The sequence below is a fragment of the Kistimonas asteriae genome (assembly GCF_018263925.1).
GTDB lineage: Bacteria > Pseudomonadota > Gammaproteobacteria > Pseudomonadales > Endozoicomonadaceae > Kistimonas > Kistimonas asteriae.
In genome coordinates, this window is sequence record NZ_JAEVHF010000009.1 from 108,164 (window position 1) to 127,451 (window position 19,288).

Annotated in this window: 22 protein-coding genes; all 22 read right to left on the bottom strand. The window is 48.7% G+C overall.

The window, feature by feature from the left end; all coding sequences use genetic code 11:
- The gene (locus tag KHS78_RS11765) at window positions 1-1,770 is read right to left on the bottom strand and encodes a hypothetical protein (RefSeq protein WP_211828664.1); all 1,770 of its coding nucleotides are present in this window, start codon (window positions 1,768-1,770) and stop codon (window positions 1-3) included.
- A 7-nt stretch (window positions 1,771-1,777) separates the two neighbouring features.
- The gene (locus tag KHS78_RS11770; RefSeq protein ID WP_211828665.1) at window positions 1,778-2,446 is read right to left on the bottom strand and encodes an acyl-CoA desaturase; all 669 of its coding nucleotides are present in this window, start codon (window positions 2,444-2,446) and stop codon (window positions 1,778-1,780) included.
- Entirely contained in the window at window positions 2,443-2,922 is a 480-nt protein-coding gene (locus KHS78_RS11775; protein WP_211828666.1) for a hypothetical protein, read from the bottom strand. The genes KHS78_RS11770 and KHS78_RS11775 overlap by 4 nt, the downstream gene beginning before the upstream one ends.
- The gene (locus KHS78_RS11780; RefSeq protein WP_211828667.1) at window positions 2,919-3,131 is read right to left on the bottom strand and encodes a hypothetical protein; all 213 of its coding nucleotides are present in this window, start codon (window positions 3,129-3,131) and stop codon (window positions 2,919-2,921) included. The genes KHS78_RS11775 and KHS78_RS11780 overlap by 4 nt, the downstream gene beginning before the upstream one ends.
- Window positions 3,128-4,513 (bottom strand): hypothetical protein, encoded by a 1,386-nt coding sequence (locus KHS78_RS11785; protein ID WP_211828668.1) that lies wholly within the window; start codon window positions 4,511-4,513, stop codon window positions 3,128-3,130. Before KHS78_RS11785 ends, KHS78_RS11780 begins: the two co-directional genes overlap by 4 nt.
- 2 nt (window positions 4,514-4,515) lie before the next feature.
- Complete coding sequence (locus KHS78_RS11790; RefSeq protein WP_211828669.1) at window positions 4,516-5,631, bottom strand: collagen-like domain-containing protein; 1,116 nt, start codon at window positions 5,629-5,631, stop codon at window positions 4,516-4,518.
- Window positions 5,628-5,951: a hypothetical protein gene (locus KHS78_RS11795; protein ID WP_211828670.1), complete on the bottom strand. Its 324-nt coding sequence runs from the start codon at window positions 5,949-5,951 to the stop codon at window positions 5,628-5,630. Before KHS78_RS11795 ends, KHS78_RS11790 begins: the two co-directional genes overlap by 4 nt.
- A complete protein-coding gene (locus KHS78_RS11800; RefSeq protein WP_211828671.1) occupies window positions 5,951-6,553 on the bottom strand; it encodes a hypothetical protein in 603 nt (200 codons plus the stop codon). The genes KHS78_RS11795 and KHS78_RS11800 overlap by 1 nt, the downstream gene beginning before the upstream one ends.
- 3 nt (window positions 6,554-6,556) lie before the next feature.
- A complete protein-coding gene (locus tag KHS78_RS11805; protein WP_211828672.1) occupies window positions 6,557-7,210 on the bottom strand; it encodes a phage adaptor protein in 654 nt (217 codons plus the stop codon).
- The gene (locus KHS78_RS11810) at window positions 7,207-7,506 is read right to left on the bottom strand and encodes a hypothetical protein (RefSeq protein WP_211828673.1); all 300 of its coding nucleotides are present in this window, start codon (window positions 7,504-7,506) and stop codon (window positions 7,207-7,209) included. Before KHS78_RS11810 ends, KHS78_RS11805 begins: the two co-directional genes overlap by 4 nt.
- A gap of 75 nt (window positions 7,507-7,581) precedes the next feature.
- Complete coding sequence (locus KHS78_RS11815) at window positions 7,582-8,430, bottom strand: major capsid protein (protein ID WP_211828674.1); 849 nt, start codon at window positions 8,428-8,430, stop codon at window positions 7,582-7,584.
- Between the two features lie 28 nt (window positions 8,431-8,458).
- Window positions 8,459-9,292 (bottom strand): hypothetical protein, encoded by an 834-nt coding sequence (locus KHS78_RS11820; RefSeq protein WP_211828675.1) that lies wholly within the window; start codon window positions 9,290-9,292, stop codon window positions 8,459-8,461.
- Window positions 9,293-9,550: 258 nt separating this feature from the next.
- Window positions 9,551-11,572 carry a portal protein gene (locus KHS78_RS11825; RefSeq protein WP_211828676.1) on the bottom strand — a complete coding sequence of 674 codons (2,022 nt, stop codon included), beginning with the start codon at window positions 11,570-11,572 and terminating at the stop codon, window positions 9,551-9,553.
- The gene (locus KHS78_RS11830) at window positions 11,572-13,233 is read right to left on the bottom strand and encodes a terminase large subunit (protein WP_211828677.1); all 1,662 of its coding nucleotides are present in this window, start codon (window positions 13,231-13,233) and stop codon (window positions 11,572-11,574) included. The genes KHS78_RS11825 and KHS78_RS11830 overlap by 1 nt, the downstream gene beginning before the upstream one ends.
- Window positions 13,233-13,952 carry a terminase small subunit gene (locus tag KHS78_RS11835; RefSeq protein ID WP_211828678.1) on the bottom strand — a complete coding sequence of 240 codons (720 nt, stop codon included), beginning with the start codon at window positions 13,950-13,952 and terminating at the stop codon, window positions 13,233-13,235. Before KHS78_RS11835 ends, KHS78_RS11830 begins: the two co-directional genes overlap by 1 nt.
- Window positions 13,949-14,215 (bottom strand): hypothetical protein, encoded by a 267-nt coding sequence (locus KHS78_RS11840; protein ID WP_211828679.1) that lies wholly within the window; start codon window positions 14,213-14,215, stop codon window positions 13,949-13,951. The genes KHS78_RS11835 and KHS78_RS11840 overlap by 4 nt, the downstream gene beginning before the upstream one ends.
- Window positions 14,215-14,616: a hypothetical protein gene (locus KHS78_RS11845; RefSeq protein WP_211828680.1), complete on the bottom strand. Its 402-nt coding sequence runs from the start codon at window positions 14,614-14,616 to the stop codon at window positions 14,215-14,217. The genes KHS78_RS11840 and KHS78_RS11845 overlap by 1 nt, the downstream gene beginning before the upstream one ends.
- Window positions 14,613-15,008, bottom strand: coding sequence for a DUF5675 family protein (locus KHS78_RS11850; protein WP_211828681.1), 396 nt, complete (start codon window positions 15,006-15,008; stop codon window positions 14,613-14,615). The genes KHS78_RS11845 and KHS78_RS11850 overlap by 4 nt, the downstream gene beginning before the upstream one ends.
- Window positions 15,009-15,271: 263 nt before the next feature.
- Complete coding sequence (locus KHS78_RS11855) at window positions 15,272-16,366, bottom strand: DUF262 domain-containing protein (RefSeq protein ID WP_211828682.1); 1,095 nt, start codon at window positions 16,364-16,366, stop codon at window positions 15,272-15,274.
- A gap of 5 nt (window positions 16,367-16,371) precedes the next feature.
- A complete protein-coding gene (locus KHS78_RS11860) occupies window positions 16,372-17,028 on the bottom strand; it encodes a hypothetical protein (protein ID WP_211828683.1) in 657 nt (218 codons plus the stop codon).
- 359 nt (window positions 17,029-17,387) lie between these two features.
- Window positions 17,388-18,191 (bottom strand): hypothetical protein, encoded by an 804-nt coding sequence (locus KHS78_RS11865; protein ID WP_211828684.1) that lies wholly within the window; start codon window positions 18,189-18,191, stop codon window positions 17,388-17,390.
- Window positions 18,192-18,251: 60 nt separating this feature from the next.
- Entirely contained in the window at window positions 18,252-19,037 is a 786-nt protein-coding gene (locus KHS78_RS11870; protein ID WP_211828685.1) for a competence protein CoiA, read from the bottom strand.
- Between the last annotated feature and the right edge of the window lie 251 nt (window positions 19,038-19,288).

A 19,288-nucleotide genomic window follows, 5' to 3' on the forward strand; every position in this document is an offset into this window, starting at 1 on the left:
TTAAAGCTCACTCATGCTTGACGCGATAGTGATCGCATTCACAGTGTCCGTACCGGATAGCGCAAACTGCCAAGTGGTACCGAGTCCCATCGGTAACCTGAACCCTTTATCATTCGTAACCGCTATATCCATGATCTCTACACCGTCGCGGTACAGCTGAAAACGAAGGTCGGTGTAACTCTCCGCCACAATTCGGCAACTGCTGAGCTTGATCGGTTGGCCTTTGTACTCCCGGCTTAACCAGCGGTAAGGCATCAATGTGCTGCCTTGGTTGAATGCGGCGACATCAGAACCCACATGTAAAAACAGCGTATCGTTTTCAAGGTCAGCGTGTCCGCAGGCTGGCGCAAGGCTGAGCTTGGTCAGTGAGCCGGTCTGAAGATCAAAGATAAAGCCATCAGTGGTCGTAAATCCGTAATACTTGCCGTCGTGCAGGTAGGCGTGTACTTCCTCCGGCTTGTAGTCTGTTCGCCAGTCTTCTGGGTTGATAACGTCGCGGGTTAAAAGCTGCGGATTGCCGCCTGCCACCGATACCAGTCCGTCCGGGCTGGCGTAGACCGCCTGATATCCCATATCCACCATTGACCGCTTGCTTGAACAAACCTGTGAGGCGTCAAGCCGTTCCAGGGTCATTGCGGTGGGTTCGGTGCCAAAACACAGGTACGGATTACCGGTAGTAGTGACAATCAGGCTGTTTCCTGCTGCGACTATGGCAACAATTTCGTATTCCAGCGTCTGCCGATACTCAGGTGGCCATGCGTAGAGATGATAGGGTTCAGAGAAATACAGCTCTTTGCCTCGATACCCTGCCGCAACGCCCCCGGGTAACAGAGTAATATCTTTCAGGTCGGCAGGCGGTGCCATCCAGTTTGTTGATACCAACTGCTCGCGTCGGTCTTCAGTGGGCGTAACGTCGTTTATCTCACTCTGGCCTACCGGGATATCTGTCGCTGTTGCCTGCTCCGATGTACCGATGTTGTAATCCACTTTGTCACACAACCACCAGTAACCGTCGCCGCGAGTCACATACACCCGAAAGTGTGAGATATTCAGGTCAACACCTGGCGGCGTAGTATCGACATTGAGCCGTACTACTTGCCCCTGCTCCCACTCAACAGAGTTAGACGGCATAGACGGCGGACCTTCCTCGCCACTTTCCGTCACCCAGGTAAATACATAGAAACGGGTTTCCACATTGACGGCGGCAGACTTTGGCGTACCGTCTGACCAGTCGCCTGACGTGTTGGACTGCTTCGTATAAAGCAAGTCCTCTGTCGTCTCCCAGTACACAAATCCTTCAGGCTCATCATCATGCAAGCCACGCATGATAATGCTCCCGCTCGCGTCGATGCCTTCCGGGTAACCTTTTATTTCCGCCACGGGTGCAGTGCCTGGCTCCGGCATACCGAGCTGACGTGTGTTCACCGGGTAATCACTGCCACCGGATAGCGCCAGTACGTTATCGGTCCAGCGTGCACCTTTGGTGTGGCCCGTCATATAAACCCGGTTATTGGCATCCTCCGCAATGGGCGACGGCACAATATCCACGTCACCGGAAAAACTGAACCAGTGCGCATTACCGGCATCACGGTAAAGATAGATACTGCCTCGCGGCTCTGGCAGTGTGTGAACTACTCCCGGGGTTTTATAGGCGCGCAAGCTGCCATTGGTGAGGCGGCAGTTTTCTGCCAGTACTGCGGCATTCTGCGGCAATAGGTAGGCAGCCTGTTTCGGGATCATGCCCGAAAAGCTGGCGAGTTCTATTTTCATTATGCTGTCAGCCGTTATGTTGATGCGTCCGTGATACCAGCTTGACCACCCAGCCTGCCGGGTCGACTTCCCAGGACTTGACCGTTGTGCTGGGGCGCAGTGGGTATTTATGGTGATTGTTATGCCAAGCGTCTCCCAGTAGCAGTGGGAACGCCAGAACACTGTTTACATCGTGCCCGGGGGTTTCAAAGTTTCGATAGCCCTGCTTGTGCAGCAGAAAAACAAAGCCTATGCGGTAGGCCAGCAAGTGAAAGAGTGCGATCGGCAAAACATAGGCGTTAATGAATAGTTCGAAGGGCAAGACTACAAACAGCAGCAGCCCCGTGCCTGTTGCGATAGGAACGCTGTGGTTGTGGTAAAAGCGGTATGCGGGAACCTTCATTAATGAACGCACCCGTTTTTCCTGTGAATCTTTCGGCCAATACCCTTTGAGCAACATGCACCGCCAGCCTGACAACACGGGAGAGTGCGGGTCGCCATCCCGATCAGCATAACGGTGGTGGTCATCGTGAAAGCGTGCCCAGCGAACCGGCGAGCCCATCCAGGCCAGTACGCCAATCCCCACAAAGAACCAGCGCCAGAACGGGTGGCATTCAAACGCACTGTGCGACAAAAGCCGGTGATAGCCGATAGAGACTGTCACTACCAGCACGTAATAAATGACGATGGTTATCATGCGATTTCGAAACAGACCAGATAGGCTTTTTCTGTAGCGGTAAACGTCCGAGGCTGTGACAGGGTGAACACCTGTGTGCTACTGAAGGATTGCCCGGCCACGTCTACGGCTCCCTTAAATAAAACGGTCTTACCGCAATCAATGGTGACACTCTGCCCCGGATTGATTTCGTGAAACGCTTTCCCTGTCATAGCGCCCTGCTTTAAATGGCAGCAGAAATAGTCGCCGCTCTGATCGCAGACCAGAATATAATTGCCTTTCTCAACCTCAAGCTCTGGCGCAATCCCTTCACCCACCTGAGCCAGCGTATTACCGCTGGTATCGGTACGACGGCCAGCGCCACTGGTCAGCCAGGCAATCGTGTTATCGGTATTGCGGGTATCATTAATTCTGACCGGGAATCGGACGCCTTCATAAACCGGCGCGTGATAGACAGTGATAAGGTCACTTTCAAAAACAACCTGGGACTGCATCATAAAATGATCTCCTTGTCGTTGGGGATGCTTGGGGCTGGCACATTACTACCCCATACCGCCTGTAGTGCTGAAACAAAACCATTGAATTGATCGGGGGAAAACGCATTAAAATCTGACGGTTTATTAATTTCGTATGTCAGCGTGACACCATTCGACCATGTAACCGTCGCCTGACTGTCATCAATAAACTCCAGGGTTTGAATAATCACTCCATTTCTCCCTTGATATTTTCAAGCCCCACAAAGCTACCTACATTTGCAACACCTAAAACAGAACGCCCACCTTTGGCGGGTATTACATATCCTTTTCCCGTAACAGTGGTTCCAGACATTCTGTTTTCAAGCACATTAAGCTGCGGTTGACTGGTTGTGTTTTTATCTCTTGTGACTGTCATCCAGAAATGCTCTGCTGCCGTTGTGGTAGCTATCCGGTATCCGGCAAGATCAGGGTTAGAGTCCTCCCCCCACCCTCCAGCTTCATGGGCAACGTAGATATCTATTTTTGAAGATGATTCACCAGCAGTTCCAGATGAATAAAATCGTGGGGATTTTGCCCCTGGCCCATCAAATGAGCCATCCGTTCCCTTTCCTGGTGCAGTGTTTATCGGACTTAAAAGACCGTAAGTATTTGTTCCGCAATACCCATACCCCCGCCCTCCAGGGTGTCCATTTTGCGGTGCTGTACCCAGATGGCCTGCCGGCACCAATACTGATTCAGTATTGGCAGTCGATGGCGTCGAGCCATTGGTGTAATTAATCACATCGTCAACCAGTTTATTGTCGACTAGATCCTTAGAGGTTAACCGCCCTTTGGTTATATCTAATATGTTGCTCGGCAGCACTTGTACATCATAAAAGTTTGTTACGACTTCGATTACCCCTGCACCAGCGCCGCCACCATAAAGCCCGCCCGCTACGCTGATTTTCCCAACAGGAATACTGGTGTGTAACGCATCCCAACCATGCTCTGCATGCGTAAATCCGTGCTGAGTAATAGAATCGCGGTGCTTGGTATTAACCCCCATCCCTTTACCACCCTGACCAAAAACAACGCCATTGATGACAAGGTGATTTATTTTTGAGCCTGCAGGCCAGCCATTCCCAGTATCAAATGCGCATTGCTCATTCAGTTTCTGATACGCATAAAACCGCTTTAGCACTTCATTAGTTGCCGCATCTGTGTAACTGATAGAAGTGACACCGTAATCATTGGGCAACTGACTATAAAAGCTATTAAGTTCTGCAGCGGTGTAAGCAACTGTCGCACTAGCATCACGATTAACCTGCCTGATCGTATGCTCACGAATATTACTCTGCCGGGAGCGAATCGTGACACCGGCTGCAATTTCCAGCGTATCAATAACGACCGGATCGGTATCAGACCATAAGCCATTGGTTTGCAGGTAGGTTTTAAGGTTGAAATTTTCCTGGTTGGCATCAATCACCAGAGCCAGGCCCGATGAGGTAAATTTCCCCCAGCCCGACTGCTGGCGATTCCAACCAGCAAGTTTTTGCCAGTTGCCAGCATTGTTCTTATAAAAGGGTGTCGCTTTCCGCCAGCGGTCAGTATCCCGAAAATGAATAGGCGGCATTCTTACGGCTCCAGTTGAAACCAGAAATCGCCATAAACACCCTGGGCAGGGTCGGGCTCCTGATCGGAAACAAATTTTGTCGCGCCGTCCCAGGTTATACAGTCAGCAACACTGTCGCCTTTCTCGCCCTTGTCGCCTTTGTCACCTTTCAATGACGCGATAAAGTCCGCTTCAGTTCCTGAATTGCCGGCTGCCTGCCAGACCTCATAGGCGCTTAACCCATCGGCACCGTCCGCACCGGGATTACCCTGGTCACCTTTGGGGCCTTGGATACCCTGTTGACCGTCAGGCCCCTGGATACCCTGCTCTCCCTGAATACCTTGATCGCCAGCATCCCCTTTATCGCCTTTGTCACCTTTCAGGCTGCCGATAAAATCGCTGACAGTTCCGCTATTGCCTTCATCAATCCAGTGCTGGTGCGCACTTGATCCGGTGTCGCCTTTTACTCCCTGTAAACCCTGGTCACCATCATCACCTTGGACACCCTGCGGGCCTTGCTCTCCCTGGATGCCTTGCAAACCCTGATCGCCTTGGTCACCCTTATCGCCTTTGTCACCTTTGAGGTCAACAAGCGCGCCCGGTGTTCCATCTGGCTTTTCAAACGATAGCGACGTACCAGACCAGTTATGGGAAGGCTTATCGCCGGTATCCCCTTTGTCGCCCTTCTCGCCTTTTATCGCAGCACCAGCGCTCCACTCTCCGGCAGTGTCGGTAACTTTGCTATAGAGCTTGCCTTCATCACTCGCGTAGAACGTAAAACCTTCAGGCCGGGTATCGTAGGCGCTACGCGACGCAATCAGGCCAATGGCATCAATCTTTAGCCCGTCGCCCTTATCCCCTTTTGGCCCCTGGTTACCTTGCAGCCCCTGTTCACCCTGGATACCTTGGTCGCCCTTATCGCCCTTCTCTCCCTGGTCGCCTGTATCACCTTTAAGGCCGGTATCACCCTTAACGCCCTGGATGCCCTGCGCTCCCTGCTCACCTTGGATACCTCTTAGCCCCTGTTCACCCTTTGGCCCAGGCATGCCAACGCCTGCCAGCTCCAGAACAACCGGTGCAGGCTCAACAACTTCTACGACAACATCCGTTTCTTCAATGTTGATGATAACGTCTGTCATCGGTTCACCATCCGTACCTGCTCAGCCACAATGGTGTCGCGCACGCCTGCGACGTCACGGCGGACAAAGAACCAGTATGTTGTCGGGTTCAACTGGCTGGAGTCCGTTCCAAAGCGAGCCTTTCCATTTCCAAAACCTTCCGCGTAGGGTGCGGCACTTGTGGTAATAAGCGCCTCACTGTCCGGTGCGTTCGGATTGAGCTTGATATACAGCGTCCATGTATCGCTGCTGATATCCACTGCAGCACCGGCCTGCTTTACCTGGAAGCTGCGCTCTATCGTGTCACCGATAAAGATTTCAGACGGAAAGAATCTACTCATTAGACGAATCTCTGGCGAATAGCTTTGACGGTCGCACCACCGGTACTGGCAGCAATCTTCAGGTCATTGAGTTTCTGCCGGAAACGATTGCGGTTAAACATTGCGGTCTTTGGTTCACTCCACTTCTGATTCGGTATCATTTGAAGCTCGGCCATCACTCCCCAGGGCACAAACTCATACAAAGCGCGGTGAACCTGCTTCGGCAATTCCATACAGGTAAATGAAGGTCCCAGCGAGCAGGCGACCGTTAGCTCAACGTCGGTTGCCGGTGTCGGGTAAACCTGCAGCTCATCGTTAATAAATTGATAACAGTGCGGGGTGCCAGTGGCGTGATCACCGGGAATATCCAACTCTCGCAGTGGCGTGCCATTGATAGAGACTGACAGCACATCAGTCACTTCCGCACATTCCGGTGTTGCCAGGGTGTTGCGGCTCATCCCGGCAGGAAAATAAACCGTCTGCGGCTCATCCCGCCATACCGGAACCTGGCGGCATACTTCAGTCAGCACAACGCGCAGTGTGTCGGCTATCGCCATTTCAGGGCAGCCGTTGACGTGGGGCTTGATCCGGCGCAGGAACTCGGAAAGCGGGATATTGGCCATGGATTATCCTTTGTTGCTGTCGCCGGTAATGGGTCTGGAAAACATCAGGTCAATGTTCCACTTGAGGCCCAAGTCATTGGCGGCAAGCTTCAGATAGTTTTGCGCCTGCATCAGATTGCCCTCGGTCTCGCCATCGGTGAGATAGGCAAAGGCCATCATTGAATGTTTGAGGGCGTTCAGGTGGATGAGTGGGATTTCAATGTCATTGGCCGCCGCGTCTGTTACCGTGCTCGGCTCCCGGCTTACTTGGAGCGTGACCGTGTGTGACACATTGGGATACGGATAGAGCCAGAACACATCGGGAGTTCGCTCGTCGTACACCATGTATTCGACATAGTTACCGAACCCACCAAACGGCGTCTGACTCCAGTTGCTGTCGATTGCCGTCAGATCATCCATGCTGATTGTCTGAATGACTCGCCCGGTGTCGTCATTGGCGACAGGCCCGAGAATACGGTAAGCACCCGCCGGTTTGTCCTGCTGGCTCTGCTGCTCGCAGTCAAATGACACGACAGCACTATTGGCGTCGGGTCGCTGCTGAACTACCCACAAAAGCGCCTCGTTGTAGCAATCCAGCAGCGTGGTGTCATCCCAGCGATAAGCGGCGGCGTCCTGTAACAGACGCCTTACCCGGCTTACCAGCTCTGCGACTTTCACAGCCGCTTTCCGTCCTTATCACAGGGCACCAGTTCGCCTTTTCCTACCAGTCGGCGCATACCCGGAGCGGCAATCAGTACCCGCTTATTCTTGGGATTCAGGCAGTATTCATAATCGGATTCAACCACAGCGGCAGTGGGCTTTGCGCTATCCGCAGTCTCTCCGGCATACAACGCTTTCACCTGGACTCGCAGATCGTCCACTTTGTCACGGCCATTCAATTCGGTGTTGAACATATCCTGCGCGTGCTGGATCAGTTCATCCTTAGTGGCCGTATCAATATCAAAGATGTCCATTGGATACCTGTTCTTAAAGTAGAGAGTTCAGAAAGAGAAAAGCCCTGCCGAATGACAGGGCTTATTGAGTACCGGTTAAGACTTCTTAACCACCGACATAACCAACGCATCCGACTTCACGACCTTGCGACCGTAAACCTTCAGACCACGATGGCCCTTACCAAACTTGCTTTCCAACGTAAGCGTCTCGTGGTTAACAAACTGACCTGCAAACGCCGTCGCGTGCTTGGTACCAGCCAGAATGTTGAACTTGCCAGCGGCAACCGGCAGCGTGTTGGAGTTGTAGATCGTGAACCGATCAATCACCCCAAGGCGACCAGTACGCAAAGCAGACGAGCCATCACCGGAAAGGCTGGCGTCTTTCAATTCCGATTTCTTGATCATGCCGCATACCCAGGGCGGCAATTTGATGAAGCGGCCTGACTCCGGCACGTTGTTTTCATCGAGCAAGGTACCCATGTCAACGATGAAATCCAGCACATTGCTCTTATCCAGAACATCGCCGTTGGTGGTGTCACCAAAGGTCAAGCCAGCATTAGCCGCCATGACTGCGTGAACGTCTGTTTCAACATGAATTTTCATGTTTTCAGCAGCGTCAATGGTGGCTTCGTCCACTTCCTTGATGTTGGACTGCAAGCTCTGGATATAGTCATCCAGGAATGAATACGCCTTGGCCTGGTCAATCGGCAGGCTGATCTTTCCGGGTTCAAGACCCTGGTAGGTCACGGTGCCGTCGTAATCGTAAATATCCACGCCCGGACGGGAGCGAATCACAACCTCGGAGCCTTCGCCCTGAATCTCACCTTCCCAGTCGGTATTACAGGTTTCCATCAGGGACGTAGCGGCGTAGAACTTGGCGTTCAGCTTCTTGGAGTAGATGATAGACAGGCCGTTAGCGGCGTTGCCTGTAGGAAAAGCGGGCATTTCTCACCTCAATGGCGCGTACCTGCGCCTAGATAACCTCCCCGTTTTGAATAGCCCGGTCGATTTCCACCTCATTTTTGGCGTAATCAGCAGTAGACATCGATTCAATCTGCTTCCAGGTAAACTTTGCACGGGAGGATTGTGTTTGTGGTTGTGAGCGGCTGCGCAGGGTCGGCTCTGCCAGTTGCGCGGCTTGCTCGTGCTTATTCCCCATGCCGATGGATTGCTTGTAGCGGTCGAAGACTTCAATCACGTCATCAGCCGTGCCCGTGTTGAACGCCATTTCTGCAGCGCGCTTGTCCAGACCAGAAAGGCGACTCATCCAACCCTGGAACTCCGGAGACTGGTAAACCTGAGCATGGTCGGCGTGCTTAGCGGCAATGCGTCCGTAATAGTCCTGCTGGGTCTGCTGTTGCCGGCTGGCCTTCATTTCGCGGATAACCTCATCCTGGGCCTTGAGTTTTTTCACCAGGGGTGAAAGTTCCTCAAAGTCCTTGGCGGCGTTCTCCAGCTCATCGGGCTCGTCCGGTTTCAGTGCGCTGGCCGGTGACTGCTGGCTTAACTGGTTCAACTGCTGCTGCATGTTTTCCAGTTGGCGTCTGAGGTCAGCGTTCTCCTGAGCCTTGCGGGTATGATCGGCTCGCAGGTTCTTGTAACGTTCATCCAGATTGCCCTCCCCGGTGTCCGCATTCGGTGCGGGCGGTGCAGGCGGCTGGTCGTCAGTTACTGTGGGCATGACAGGTTCGGTGGGCTGCGATGGCGGCGTGTCCTGCGTTGCTTTATGTTCTGCAGGGGCCGGCTTCATCAACCGTTCGTAATCTGCGTTTGCTTCTGCTTCCAGTTGCTTGGGGTCAATTGCCATGGGTTTTTATCTCCTGTGGGGCCGGTAGCGTGTCCACTGAGGTTTGATGCCGGGGCTTGCGCGTGTCCGGCCATAAAAAAACCCCGAAGGCGGCAAACCAACGGGGTTTTGTGTTCAGTACCTGGCGACTAACGCCTGGCTTTTATGAATTCTTCTGCTCGATCGGTGAGCCGTAACATGTCTTTCAGTTTTCTGGCTTCACCCTGGAGCCTGAGTGTTCTGTTATGGTCGTCGCAGTTGACCAGCGACTCATGCACTTTATCCAGGCTGGCCTTGAGGTAGACCGTTAGCGCCTGGTAATGGGTGCTGAACCGGAGCGCCAGCAGGGCCTGCGCCGTTTCCTTGTCCAAGTTGAGCATTGAATTCCTCGTCGCTAACCATTGCTTTGTCGGTGTCCAGGTCGTTAGCCCGCAGGTATTCCTCCAGCAGATAACCTCGGTTGGTACGCGGTCCATCTACCGGGTTGGCGGTAAACGACATTACCTGCATCAGTTTCTGTGACTGCAGCTCTTTGGCTACCAGTGCGCTGGAGCCTTGCGCCACCACATCAAGATCGCCGCGCTTAGATTCAATGTCAGACCAACGCATAGTGAAGTGATACAGGCTGTCGATCAGAGGACGGGTCAGATAGTCATCGATATTCTTGACGACACTTTTCAACGCGACATTGGCTGCACTCATCAGCATGGACATACCAGTAGCGGTCTTGTTCATGCTCTGGCCCTGCTCGCCATGGGTATAAGACGGCAGACTGGTTTCCTCGTCAGCAAAGCGGCGGAACATTTCAAAAACCGCCTGGAGCTGGGTCTGGTTGCTCTGGATGTTGTTAACTTTGACTGCAGGGCCTTCCCCTCCTTTGCTGGAGTCGTAGAAGTTCACCTTAAACGGGTAAATCTTCCTGGCTTCATCCAGTGTCACCGATTCCGGCAGCCGGGCAACGTCGATATCCAGCATGGGACCTGCGGTCAGTGCGACGTTATCAAGCAGAGCATTAACTGCCGCATTCATGCTCGCTTGAGCATCGGACATCATGGCAGGAATACCCATCCCCCAGAACCGATGCGCCAGGGTCTGATAGGGCACGAACTTATAGGGTATGGATTCAGGCTTCAGCGGATTCAGCGAGGCCATAATGACGCGGTTACCGGTAAACCAGACGTTTGCCTGGTACTCAATGTAAGGGTCGTCCACTTTGACGCCGTAACGCTCCAGATCAGCACCGTCTATCAGTCCCCAATACTCAAACACGTCGTAACGCTTGCTGGCATCCTGATAGCGCTCGTCATTATCGTTGAGATTGCGCAGGGTGCGTTCCCACTGTTCATCCTCATGATTGCCGTTAGGGGTATCCGTGAGGATTTCACCAATGCGGTCACCATCAAAGCGAGGCACAGAGGCAAGCTGTCGCAGCTCTGAACGGGTCAATACACGACGACGAATCACGTCCTCCGGGTCTTTCGGATCAGTAGCCCAACTATTTGGGTATACCTCCCAGATAGATACATGCTCAACGTCCGGGGCAATGGTTTTCTCGCCGGTCAAATTCCACTGGCCGTCATCGTCAGACTCCCAGCCCTGGCGTTCCAGATACTTGACCGTAGCCGTTTTGAAACAGCCGGTACCAGTGCAAACCATTTCGTAGACTGTCTTTTTCAGCGCAGTGAGGGCTTCAGCCTGAACCAGATAGTCCTTGATCTGGCGTCGAATCGAGACGCAGGCTTCTTCTGCACTATCCAGCGAGTCGGCCATAATGGCGTCTTCGAGCTTGGTCAATATCTGCGGCTGCAGCTGCTCGACCAGGGCGGCACGCTGCTGTGCCGGCACCGGTTCCTGCATAGCCATTACTACTGCGTCTTGTCTGGCCTGGTTGCGAATCACATCTTTGATAGCCTTGGGCAATGACGCTATGGGTGACGGCACAATATCCCAGAAGCTATCGACCTGCTGAAACAGCATATCTATGAGCCGGGAATAGGCGGCGTTCACCTTGGTAAGCGTGATTTTTACAAAGAGCTGGGAAAGCTGGCCATTTTCCGCCATCCGTGACAGAGCTTCCGGGCTGTGCTCCCCTTTGATCGCACGATAAGCATCAAGCCACTCGGTTTCTATTTCACGGCGGGCATCTTTTCGCCGCTCCCACTGACTGTAGAGATCACCGGCCAGGGCATCCTTGACTAGCTCCGTCGTCTGTTCGGCCTGCGCCTCGGCATCCGTGTTCGGTACATTGACCGCGTTAAGGGTGGCCGATTGTGCGGTTGGTGCGTTGTGTGGCTGATACATTAGGCGTAACCGGCTTTACCTGGTGTGTAGTTGGATGGGGGAATCGCTCGCTTGATCTTCGGTAATCGCTTGACCATCTGCCTGCAAATTGCGGTGGCAATCACCCCGTCGTCTTTACAGCCTGCCTGGGCATTGGTGCTGCCGTTGTCTTCGATCACATAGGTCTGACACTGGTCGACCGCTTCAGCATCCACGATGCCGTGTATCTCATCGCGTAACAGCTCATTGAGATAGTCGATCATCAGCGGCTTGGTTTTGGCGTTGGTGTGCCAGCCGTAACGCTTGCGGCGCTTGTCTGACTTGTGTTCGGTGTCTTCTTCAACGTAGAGATTGGGATAGTTGTAACTCCCCTCAGCACCGGGCTTTAACCGGCCAATCACCGCATGACCGTGATTGTTGCGCTCAACACCGAGTAAGGCATTGTTGTACCACCGGCCTACCTGGTTCAGCATGCCAGCGAAAATGTCCGGGTCTGGATGGCCTTTGAATCGCGCTACCTGGTAGCCGTCCTTATCGGCGACATCAATCCAGCTATCGTCACCATGCTCCAACCCTTCCGCCACGTCAGCACCAATGGCGTAAAACATATCCGGCTTGGGCTTTTCCCATACCAGCAGATAGCCAGACGTGGACTCACCTTTTTGAAACTGCTTTTTATGTGACGGCTCCAGCTTATTGGCCGCCAGGTCATAGATATATTTGAAGCGGTAGCAGTTTTCTTTTGCTGCCGCCGTGTCGTTGGGGTCAAAGGCTGGACGGCCAGAAAACAGAAACGCCTCCATCACGTGGCAGGGGTATTCCTGTTTGAACTTATCAAGCGACTTCAGCTCGTAGATTTTTTTACGTCGCCATTGCAACTGCTCATCGGTCAGCGTGTGTGACCATTCAGCACCGTCGGGATGATGCTTTACCAGCAGCGCCAGTTTTCTTTCTTCGTCGGTGCGCTCAAAGTCTGCAGGCACCGGTGACACATATTCTTCCTGCCAGTACCAGGGAATAAATATCAGCTCGTACTCACCCTCACCGGCCCTGGCATCCATCACATAGTCGTAGAAGACGCCACCAACACCGTTGGCCGTGCTTTCCAGTATTCCCTCTGTACCGTCTTCATTGGATAGCGCCTGCAGTGCGCCAGCCAAATGCTCATCGGCATGCGGCCAGAATGCGACTTCCGAACCATGGAAGTAATGAAAGGTTTGCGAGCGGCCTGAACCCCGGTTACCGGCGGTGCCTACCTTGTAGTCTGATTTCAGCTTAGGGAATGACAGCTCCTTAGAGCTATCTGAACCAACTACCGGCTTGAGCATTGACGGACAAAGCTCATGGTAGAGCTTGGCCATGCTGAACAACTGACTTGTTGCTTCCGCTTCATGGGTCAGTATGTAGGCCCTCATCCCTTTGCGGCCGGTTACTTTCCAGTAGCCCCGCCCCTGGGAGTAGGTGCTGAATCCTTGTTGCCGGCCTTTCAGGACAACCTTTCTGACTTTGCCGGTACGCTTTAGCTGTTCCTCAATCTTTTCGTGGGCGTACCGTTGCGCCCTATTGAGAATAAACGGGAGAATTTGCCCGGACTTGGTTTTAATCTTTAGGCAGCGCTCAGCAAAGTTCGGGAAAAAGCGTCTGATCTTGCCAATCAGTTCTCGCCGTCTTCCCGCATCCATTACAGCCCCTTTGCCAATTCTTCCAGGTCTTCCTCGTAGTTTGTGGAAACCTCAACCCGGTCAACCCACAACTTCATGTGCTTACCGAGTAATTCCAGGGCGGCCTTTTTGTCGGCGGTCTTATAGGACAGCTCAGTGATAGGCTCGCTGTCGCCCTTAGTGCCACCGATCACCCGGTGACGTATTTCGGAAATGGTCGCCGCCACATCTGCTGGCAGCTCTTTGACCGGTATCAGCTCACCATTGTCTTTATACAGGTCCCGGGTATTGGAAAACGCCAGCTTTGCCACTTCAGCAATTACCCTGTCTGCCGTAATCAATGTGCGGCGGGCTCTTGCGTTCATCTGTTCTTGAATGGCTTTCTGTACTGGAGTTTTTTGAAGCAACTGATAACCGATAGAAGATGCGTTCTTATCGCTGTAGTCGGCGCGCCTGGCTGCTTGAGTAGCGTTAAGGTCAGTCATGTACTCAAGAACAAATCTCGCCTGTTGCGGATTTAAGGCATGAGCGTCATTGATTGCCGTCACTTCGGCAAGCTCATCATCGCTAGGTTCGCGTTCTGGCTTGCGTCGAACCCAGCCCTTCTCCTTGGCCTTCTTCCTTATAGCTGTATCAGAGCAGCCGTACTTTCTGCCCAGAGCACAATTTGACAGCTCACCAGCGCAGTAATCTATTTCGACCGCTTCCCAGTCGATTTGTTTACGCTTGCCAGTAGTCATGCAATTAACCTAACTCCGATAGTGACAGCCGCACCGAACAGGCTCGCTCCAATAAATTGTGCCAGTCCAACCACAAAGCCATTCCTGTTTACTTTGGTCAGTGTGCCAGCAATATCCTTATCGTGAGTATCAAGCCGTTCCTCAGTGCGGTCCTGGCGACGTGATAGATTGGTTATCCGCTCGTCGTGCTTGGCCAGGGCGACAACTACCTCAGTGAGCTGGTCTAGCTTGCTCTCTATCCTTGATAGCCGGTTATCATCCATTACTTACCAACCTTGGCCCTTAAAGCCCCTTCTACGGCACCGCCTGCAAAATAGAACGTTACGATTAGGGCGAAAGGCGTACCAAGTGTTTCATTGTTAAGCGTGGCAAGCTCTTTAGCCCGCATTGGCAGAATGCTTGCCCGGCATACCTGGTCAGTAGAACACGGCTCCAGAAATGCAGAGATGGCAATCATCAATGCGCAGAGAATCCAAATCAGAACAAAGGGGATACCAACCATTAGGGCGGTTAGGCGCTGGGCAACCTTAAACGGCTCATAGGCTTTGAGCAGCCGGAGATAATAGTTCGCCTTTTCCTCATCGGTATAAACAAGGGCATCGACGCCTTTGTATATCCCATCAACCGCCTTTTTGCTTCCCAGCAATCTACCGAACAAGCTCATGGGTAACTTACCGTCTTGGTGACAATGCGAACCTGGAACCGGTCAGGCAGAATCTGGCGCAGCTCGTCAATTGCCTGGTCAGAATCAACCAGGGTGTAGGTTTTCTCGGAAAGCGCTTTGCCGGTCAGTACGCAGCCTTTGGTATGCTTCACTCTGACGCCGGCATGAAACAAGATAAATGACCGATCCGGTACATCAGCCAATACCCAAACATTTTTGTATTTCTTGCCGTTGTGGGGCTGGCAGTCATAAATCCCTTCAGGGATACAGCTCACGTAAGATTGATTCTGACGCCAGGCTGGCTCGATCGTGTAATAGGTGCCACCACCAGGAACGTGCAATTCACCAATTGTGCAGTGAGGCAGATAACTGCGTTCCAGGGTAAGCAACATAAAATTTTATCCAAAAAAAAGCCCCGGTGGTTGCCGGGGCTTTTAATAATAGAATTGGGCTTAAACAGTAATAACCGACGCAATAGTGGTCAGTCTGGCATTTATTATATGTACAAATAGACAGTAGTTCAAATTTATTGAGAATATTGAACTTAATGTACTAATTTATAAAAATCACTGAAGATTCACATTGCCCACCTTAGACTCACATACTGGCTGACATAGATTGGATTGAAAAATGCCATCTCTTTTTCTCATCATGCTCACTTCTTGCAGCAATCAATAATTTTTCTCACGTGATCGCCGCGATATTGCCTAGCCGCTTTTTCATTTACAGCTTCTTTGCCAAAGTCAAAGTACTTACTTTCTTCAGGAGTAATAGACTGAAGATCAATACCAGCATAATATCTCTTACTTTTCACATCAAGTTCTTCAAGCTTCTGCTTAATCTTAACAGAATCATATTCTTCTAGATTAATCTTTGAAAACTCAACCAACAAAGTAAATGTATTAGATTTGGTAAACCAATAGCTACCTTTATTAAAGGAAAGTAAATTATAAACACTAAGAGATTTATCCAAAGCTTGCTCTATAGCCTGCTGTCTATCAAATGATGCATTATACCTTTCAATATAATCCGATACCTTTTGATTTCTATTAAAATAATCTGATTCAATAAGAGTTGCAACCAATGTCATGACGAACTGCAAATCAATCATACGCTTAACATCATTTTCAGAGAAAATATTATTATCAGAGAAGAACGTTAGTACTTTCTCTCTAAATTCTTGCTCTACTAATGAGTCAGTAACATCTTCAGTGGGGATATAATCAGCATCAACTAACTGCTTACAGAATACAATAAACTCACCATCTCCATATTGAGCATTGATCTTCTCAATAGCATTTAATGAGTACTCTGTATTATTGATTCTCATAAAAATATCTTTAATTATATCCATAGAGAGATTCTTTAAATCTCGCACAGACACAAAATAGTTAAGAAATCTTTTTTTCTCATCAACGGTCAACTCATTAAATGACTTAACCTTATTCTGACTTTTAAAATCGCCTACCGACTTTATATAATCAACTATTGTTGATAACCTTTGCTGTCCGTCAACAACAACTTCTGAGGATGTTATATTTGTAACATCCATTTCAGCACTAGCAATATAAACTTCCGGAAAAGGATAATTATAAAGTACTGTTTCAATGAAATGAAACTTATGTTGTTTTTTCCATACCAGCTTTCTTTGGAAGGTTGGATCAATAATTAATGTTTTCGCATCAATTTTATTGTAGAGCTCGATAATTTTAACGTTTGTAGATGGTATACTTTCAAGTAATTGATTCATTATTCTCACGCAATTAAATTAAGAGATAGTGTATGAATATTGTTCGTATGATATTTTTCAAAAAAATACCATGATTTATATATCCCAATATTCACATCCCTACTGTATTTTGAGGAAAGGTCCTGTTGGACTTTTTCTATATTAGGTGAAATGGTATAATTTCTAGGCAATAAATCAGGCCTTATCCATCCTTTTAAAATATATTTTGAAAACTGATTTCTTTCCCTAGCTGGAAATGAAGCTAAAAGATAAGAATCAGTATGCTCATAAAGATTCCTTAACTGCTCATCAAAAAGCCTGCTAGAAACTATTGCCACATCAAGATCGGATTTTTTATTACCCGTATCTTTATCATAATCATAATCAAAAGATTTAAACCTATATAGACCTGGCTCATCCTTATCTGGTTTTATGCTAAACCCCAGTTTTCCAGAACCAACTATCACAATATCTCTGATATGAACATTTAAGCTGTCTGCTATCGACTTCTTGAATAAAAACTCTTCATCTTCGTCATAATAAAGGTTGAAAAAATAGCTAGCACCATCTATCAAGTGCTTCTGAACGACCTCTTCTACACCTTTATCCTGGCAATCACTTTTAAACTTAACAAGTTCAGCAACTTCGATTGAACTATAATCTTGGGTCTCAAATGTATTCATAATATTCTTTGTTAGTATAAACGCCTCGCGAGAAAGTAATAAACATAAAATATGTATTGATGGATTAAACCGCCCAAGTAATTGCAAAAAATCAATCTGACATTTTATCTTCTAAATTCTGCAGCTTATAGACTGGCCAGCTGTGAAGTTGCTTAGTGATGCACTTAGAAAAACTACAACAAACACACTTTTACAAGTTATCCTCACTAATTTCAAGAGCAATCAAAGATAGCAAAGTCTAAACATAATCCATTTAACTAAACAAATTTGTTGAAAAAAATTATACTTTTCCCAGTTTGATTCTACGCTGGACACTCACACATAAAAACCAGTCGATAAAGACAGTTGAGCGAAAATCGTTATCCCTGAATAGAATTTGATGCACTTTTTACATTCTTTGGCTCAATGTATTTTTTTTGGATTATAAATTCTGAAGGCAAACTAATAACCTTGGAGCTTTCCCCATCAAAAATAGCTATTTGCTTTTCGTTTCTGATAATCATTAATCCTTTATCCACCACTTCATCATATTCTCCATATATTACTATACAGCGACTCCAATTCTTTTCCGCCTCATTCTCGCAACCATTAGAAACATAGTCCTTTATGGACCGTTCCGATACCCCATAGCCAACATTATACGCAGCACCTGGAAGCAAGACCCAGCATAAAACAGCAAACATAATAACATATACAATCAGAATCACACTATATGAAGCTAAACCACCTATACCTACAGCTTTTGTGAAATCGTTATTTTTCCAATGTAGATGCGATATAACTTTTAAAACAAAGTTATATATATCACCACCCTTAAATGATGACTCACACCTTATTACTTTTATCAGAAGATAAATAAAAATAATTAATAAAAGAAAGCCTGAGAGCAAAATTAAAAGCGATCTACTTTCAAAGGTAAGACCAAGAAAAGAAACAATCTCTTTAACGACCGCAACAAAAAAATGAGTAGAAGCATAATATGCAGACACATACGCCTCTTGTATTGTTATGGGAAAGTTAGATGTATTTATGCCGGCCCCTGCCAGAATACCCTGATTGTAACTTAAGCCAATTATATAAGCTCCTGGCGCTGCGACTGCAATGATCGACAGTATAAGACTTAGCATGTTTAATTTATTCGGTACATCTTTTTTATTTTCCACAACCCTATCCTTGCAGTGTAAGAATTGGTTTCAGGCAACATACACGTATGATTTTTAGCACTATTTTTTCTTATCTTTCCACCAAGCTTTAAGATTATCGCTATATATCGAGCATTCAGGAATTTTTATAGTTTTACTATTCCATGCTGACTTATAGGACGGTTTAAAATTCGACCCTATATTTATACCCACCCCCTGCATTGGTGTTTTATATCTACGAGATGTTTTGAAGTAACCACCTGATGAATTTTCATGCCCACTTGAATCAAACCATACCGATGATTCAATATAAGTTTGGTAATCACCAAAATGAAATGGAACTACTACCAAATCTGAAAGCCAGTAATAAACACGTCCGAAATATACCGCATGAAGCCACTTCTCCCATGCTTTAGGGCTATAGGCTTGATTGTTAAGCTTTTTATCAAGCAGGCATAACCACAGAACATATATTCCTTTTTCATGATACGTCCTTGTTCTTTTTGAAATTTCGTTAACCGTCAAATCACTTTTTTGAATTTCAATTGCAACAGGTACACCGTTAATCTCTGCATATATATCTGCCACATTATCTCCAAAATTTTTTTCTAATTCACATAATGAGACATGAGGCAGCTCACAAAGTTTATTAAATATCGTTTCCTTACAATTACGGTGTGCGTCCGACTCTCCTGCACCATACCTACATTTATACGGGGGTTTATGAGCAAAATGATGAGTTTTTATTGCTCCCTTTTTAACATTAACTTCTCTTTTACATCCTGGGCAATAAAAAGGTCCTTCAACTTTTTTAGAACTTCGAGCAATTACTTTTATTTTATCAGAATCACGAATTGCACATAGCATGTCATTACTCCTACCAGCCTAACAATTAACATCAACTCTTCCTGAACAAAAGCAGGCTCAGTTCATCATCTACAACCCAAAACACACGAGAAGATCAGCTTGAACAACTTTACTTAAGCCCTTTGAGCGCTATAAATTCCACTCATAATTCTGCCCCATAAACAAAAACCACGCTACCGCCCGCCAACTTCATACCACCATTGTCGGAAGGGCTTTAGGTAGTGTATGTATCCAGTTTCGCGCTACGACAC

Coding starts and splice junctions, on each gene's coding strand:
- KHS78_RS11765 (WP_211828664.1), bottom strand. CDS start 1,770: ATGAAAATAGAACTCGCCAGCTTTTCGGGCATGATCCCGAAACAGGCT.
- KHS78_RS11770 (WP_211828665.1), bottom strand. CDS start 2,446: ATGATAACCATCGTCATTTATTACGTGCTGGTAGTGACAGTCTCTATC.
- KHS78_RS11775 (WP_211828666.1), bottom strand. CDS start 2,922: ATGATGCAGTCCCAGGTTGTTTTTGAAAGTGACCTTATCACTGTCTAT.
- KHS78_RS11785 (WP_211828668.1), bottom strand. CDS start 4,513: ATGCCGCCTATTCATTTTCGGGATACTGACCGCTGGCGGAAAGCGACA.
- KHS78_RS11790 (WP_211828669.1), bottom strand. CDS start 5,631: ATGACAGACGTTATCATCAACATTGAAGAAACGGATGTTGTCGTAGAA.
- KHS78_RS11795 (WP_211828670.1), bottom strand. CDS start 5,951: ATGAGTAGATTCTTTCCGTCTGAAATCTTTATCGGTGACACGATAGAG.
- KHS78_RS11800 (WP_211828671.1), bottom strand. CDS start 6,553: ATGGCCAATATCCCGCTTTCCGAGTTCCTGCGCCGGATCAAGCCCCAC.
- KHS78_RS11810 (WP_211828673.1), bottom strand. CDS start 7,506: ATGGACATCTTTGATATTGATACGGCCACTAAGGATGAACTGATCCAG.
- KHS78_RS11815 (WP_211828674.1), bottom strand. CDS start 8,430: ATGCCCGCTTTTCCTACAGGCAACGCCGCTAACGGCCTGTCTATCATC.
- KHS78_RS11820 (WP_211828675.1), bottom strand. CDS start 9,292: ATGGCAATTGACCCCAAGCAACTGGAAGCAGAAGCAAACGCAGATTAC.
- KHS78_RS11825 (WP_211828676.1), bottom strand. CDS start 11,572: ATGTATCAGCCACACAACGCACCAACCGCACAATCGGCCACCCTTAAC.
- KHS78_RS11830 (WP_211828677.1), bottom strand. CDS start 13,233: ATGGATGCGGGAAGACGGCGAGAACTGATTGGCAAGATCAGACGCTTT.
- KHS78_RS11835 (WP_211828678.1), bottom strand. CDS start 13,952: ATGACTACTGGCAAGCGTAAACAAATCGACTGGGAAGCGGTCGAAATA.
- KHS78_RS11840 (WP_211828679.1), bottom strand. CDS start 14,215: ATGGATGATAACCGGCTATCAAGGATAGAGAGCAAGCTAGACCAGCTC.
- KHS78_RS11845 (WP_211828680.1), bottom strand. CDS start 14,616: ATGAGCTTGTTCGGTAGATTGCTGGGAAGCAAAAAGGCGGTTGATGGG.
- KHS78_RS11850 (WP_211828681.1), bottom strand. CDS start 15,008: ATGTTGCTTACCCTGGAACGCAGTTATCTGCCTCACTGCACAATTGGT.
- KHS78_RS11855 (WP_211828682.1), bottom strand. CDS start 16,366: ATGAATCAATTACTTGAAAGTATACCATCTACAAACGTTAAAATTATC.
- KHS78_RS11860 (WP_211828683.1), bottom strand. CDS start 17,028: ATGAATACATTTGAGACCCAAGATTATAGTTCAATCGAAGTTGCTGAA.
- KHS78_RS11870 (WP_211828685.1), bottom strand. CDS start 19,037: ATGCTATGTGCAATTCGTGATTCTGATAAAATAAAAGTAATTGCTCGA.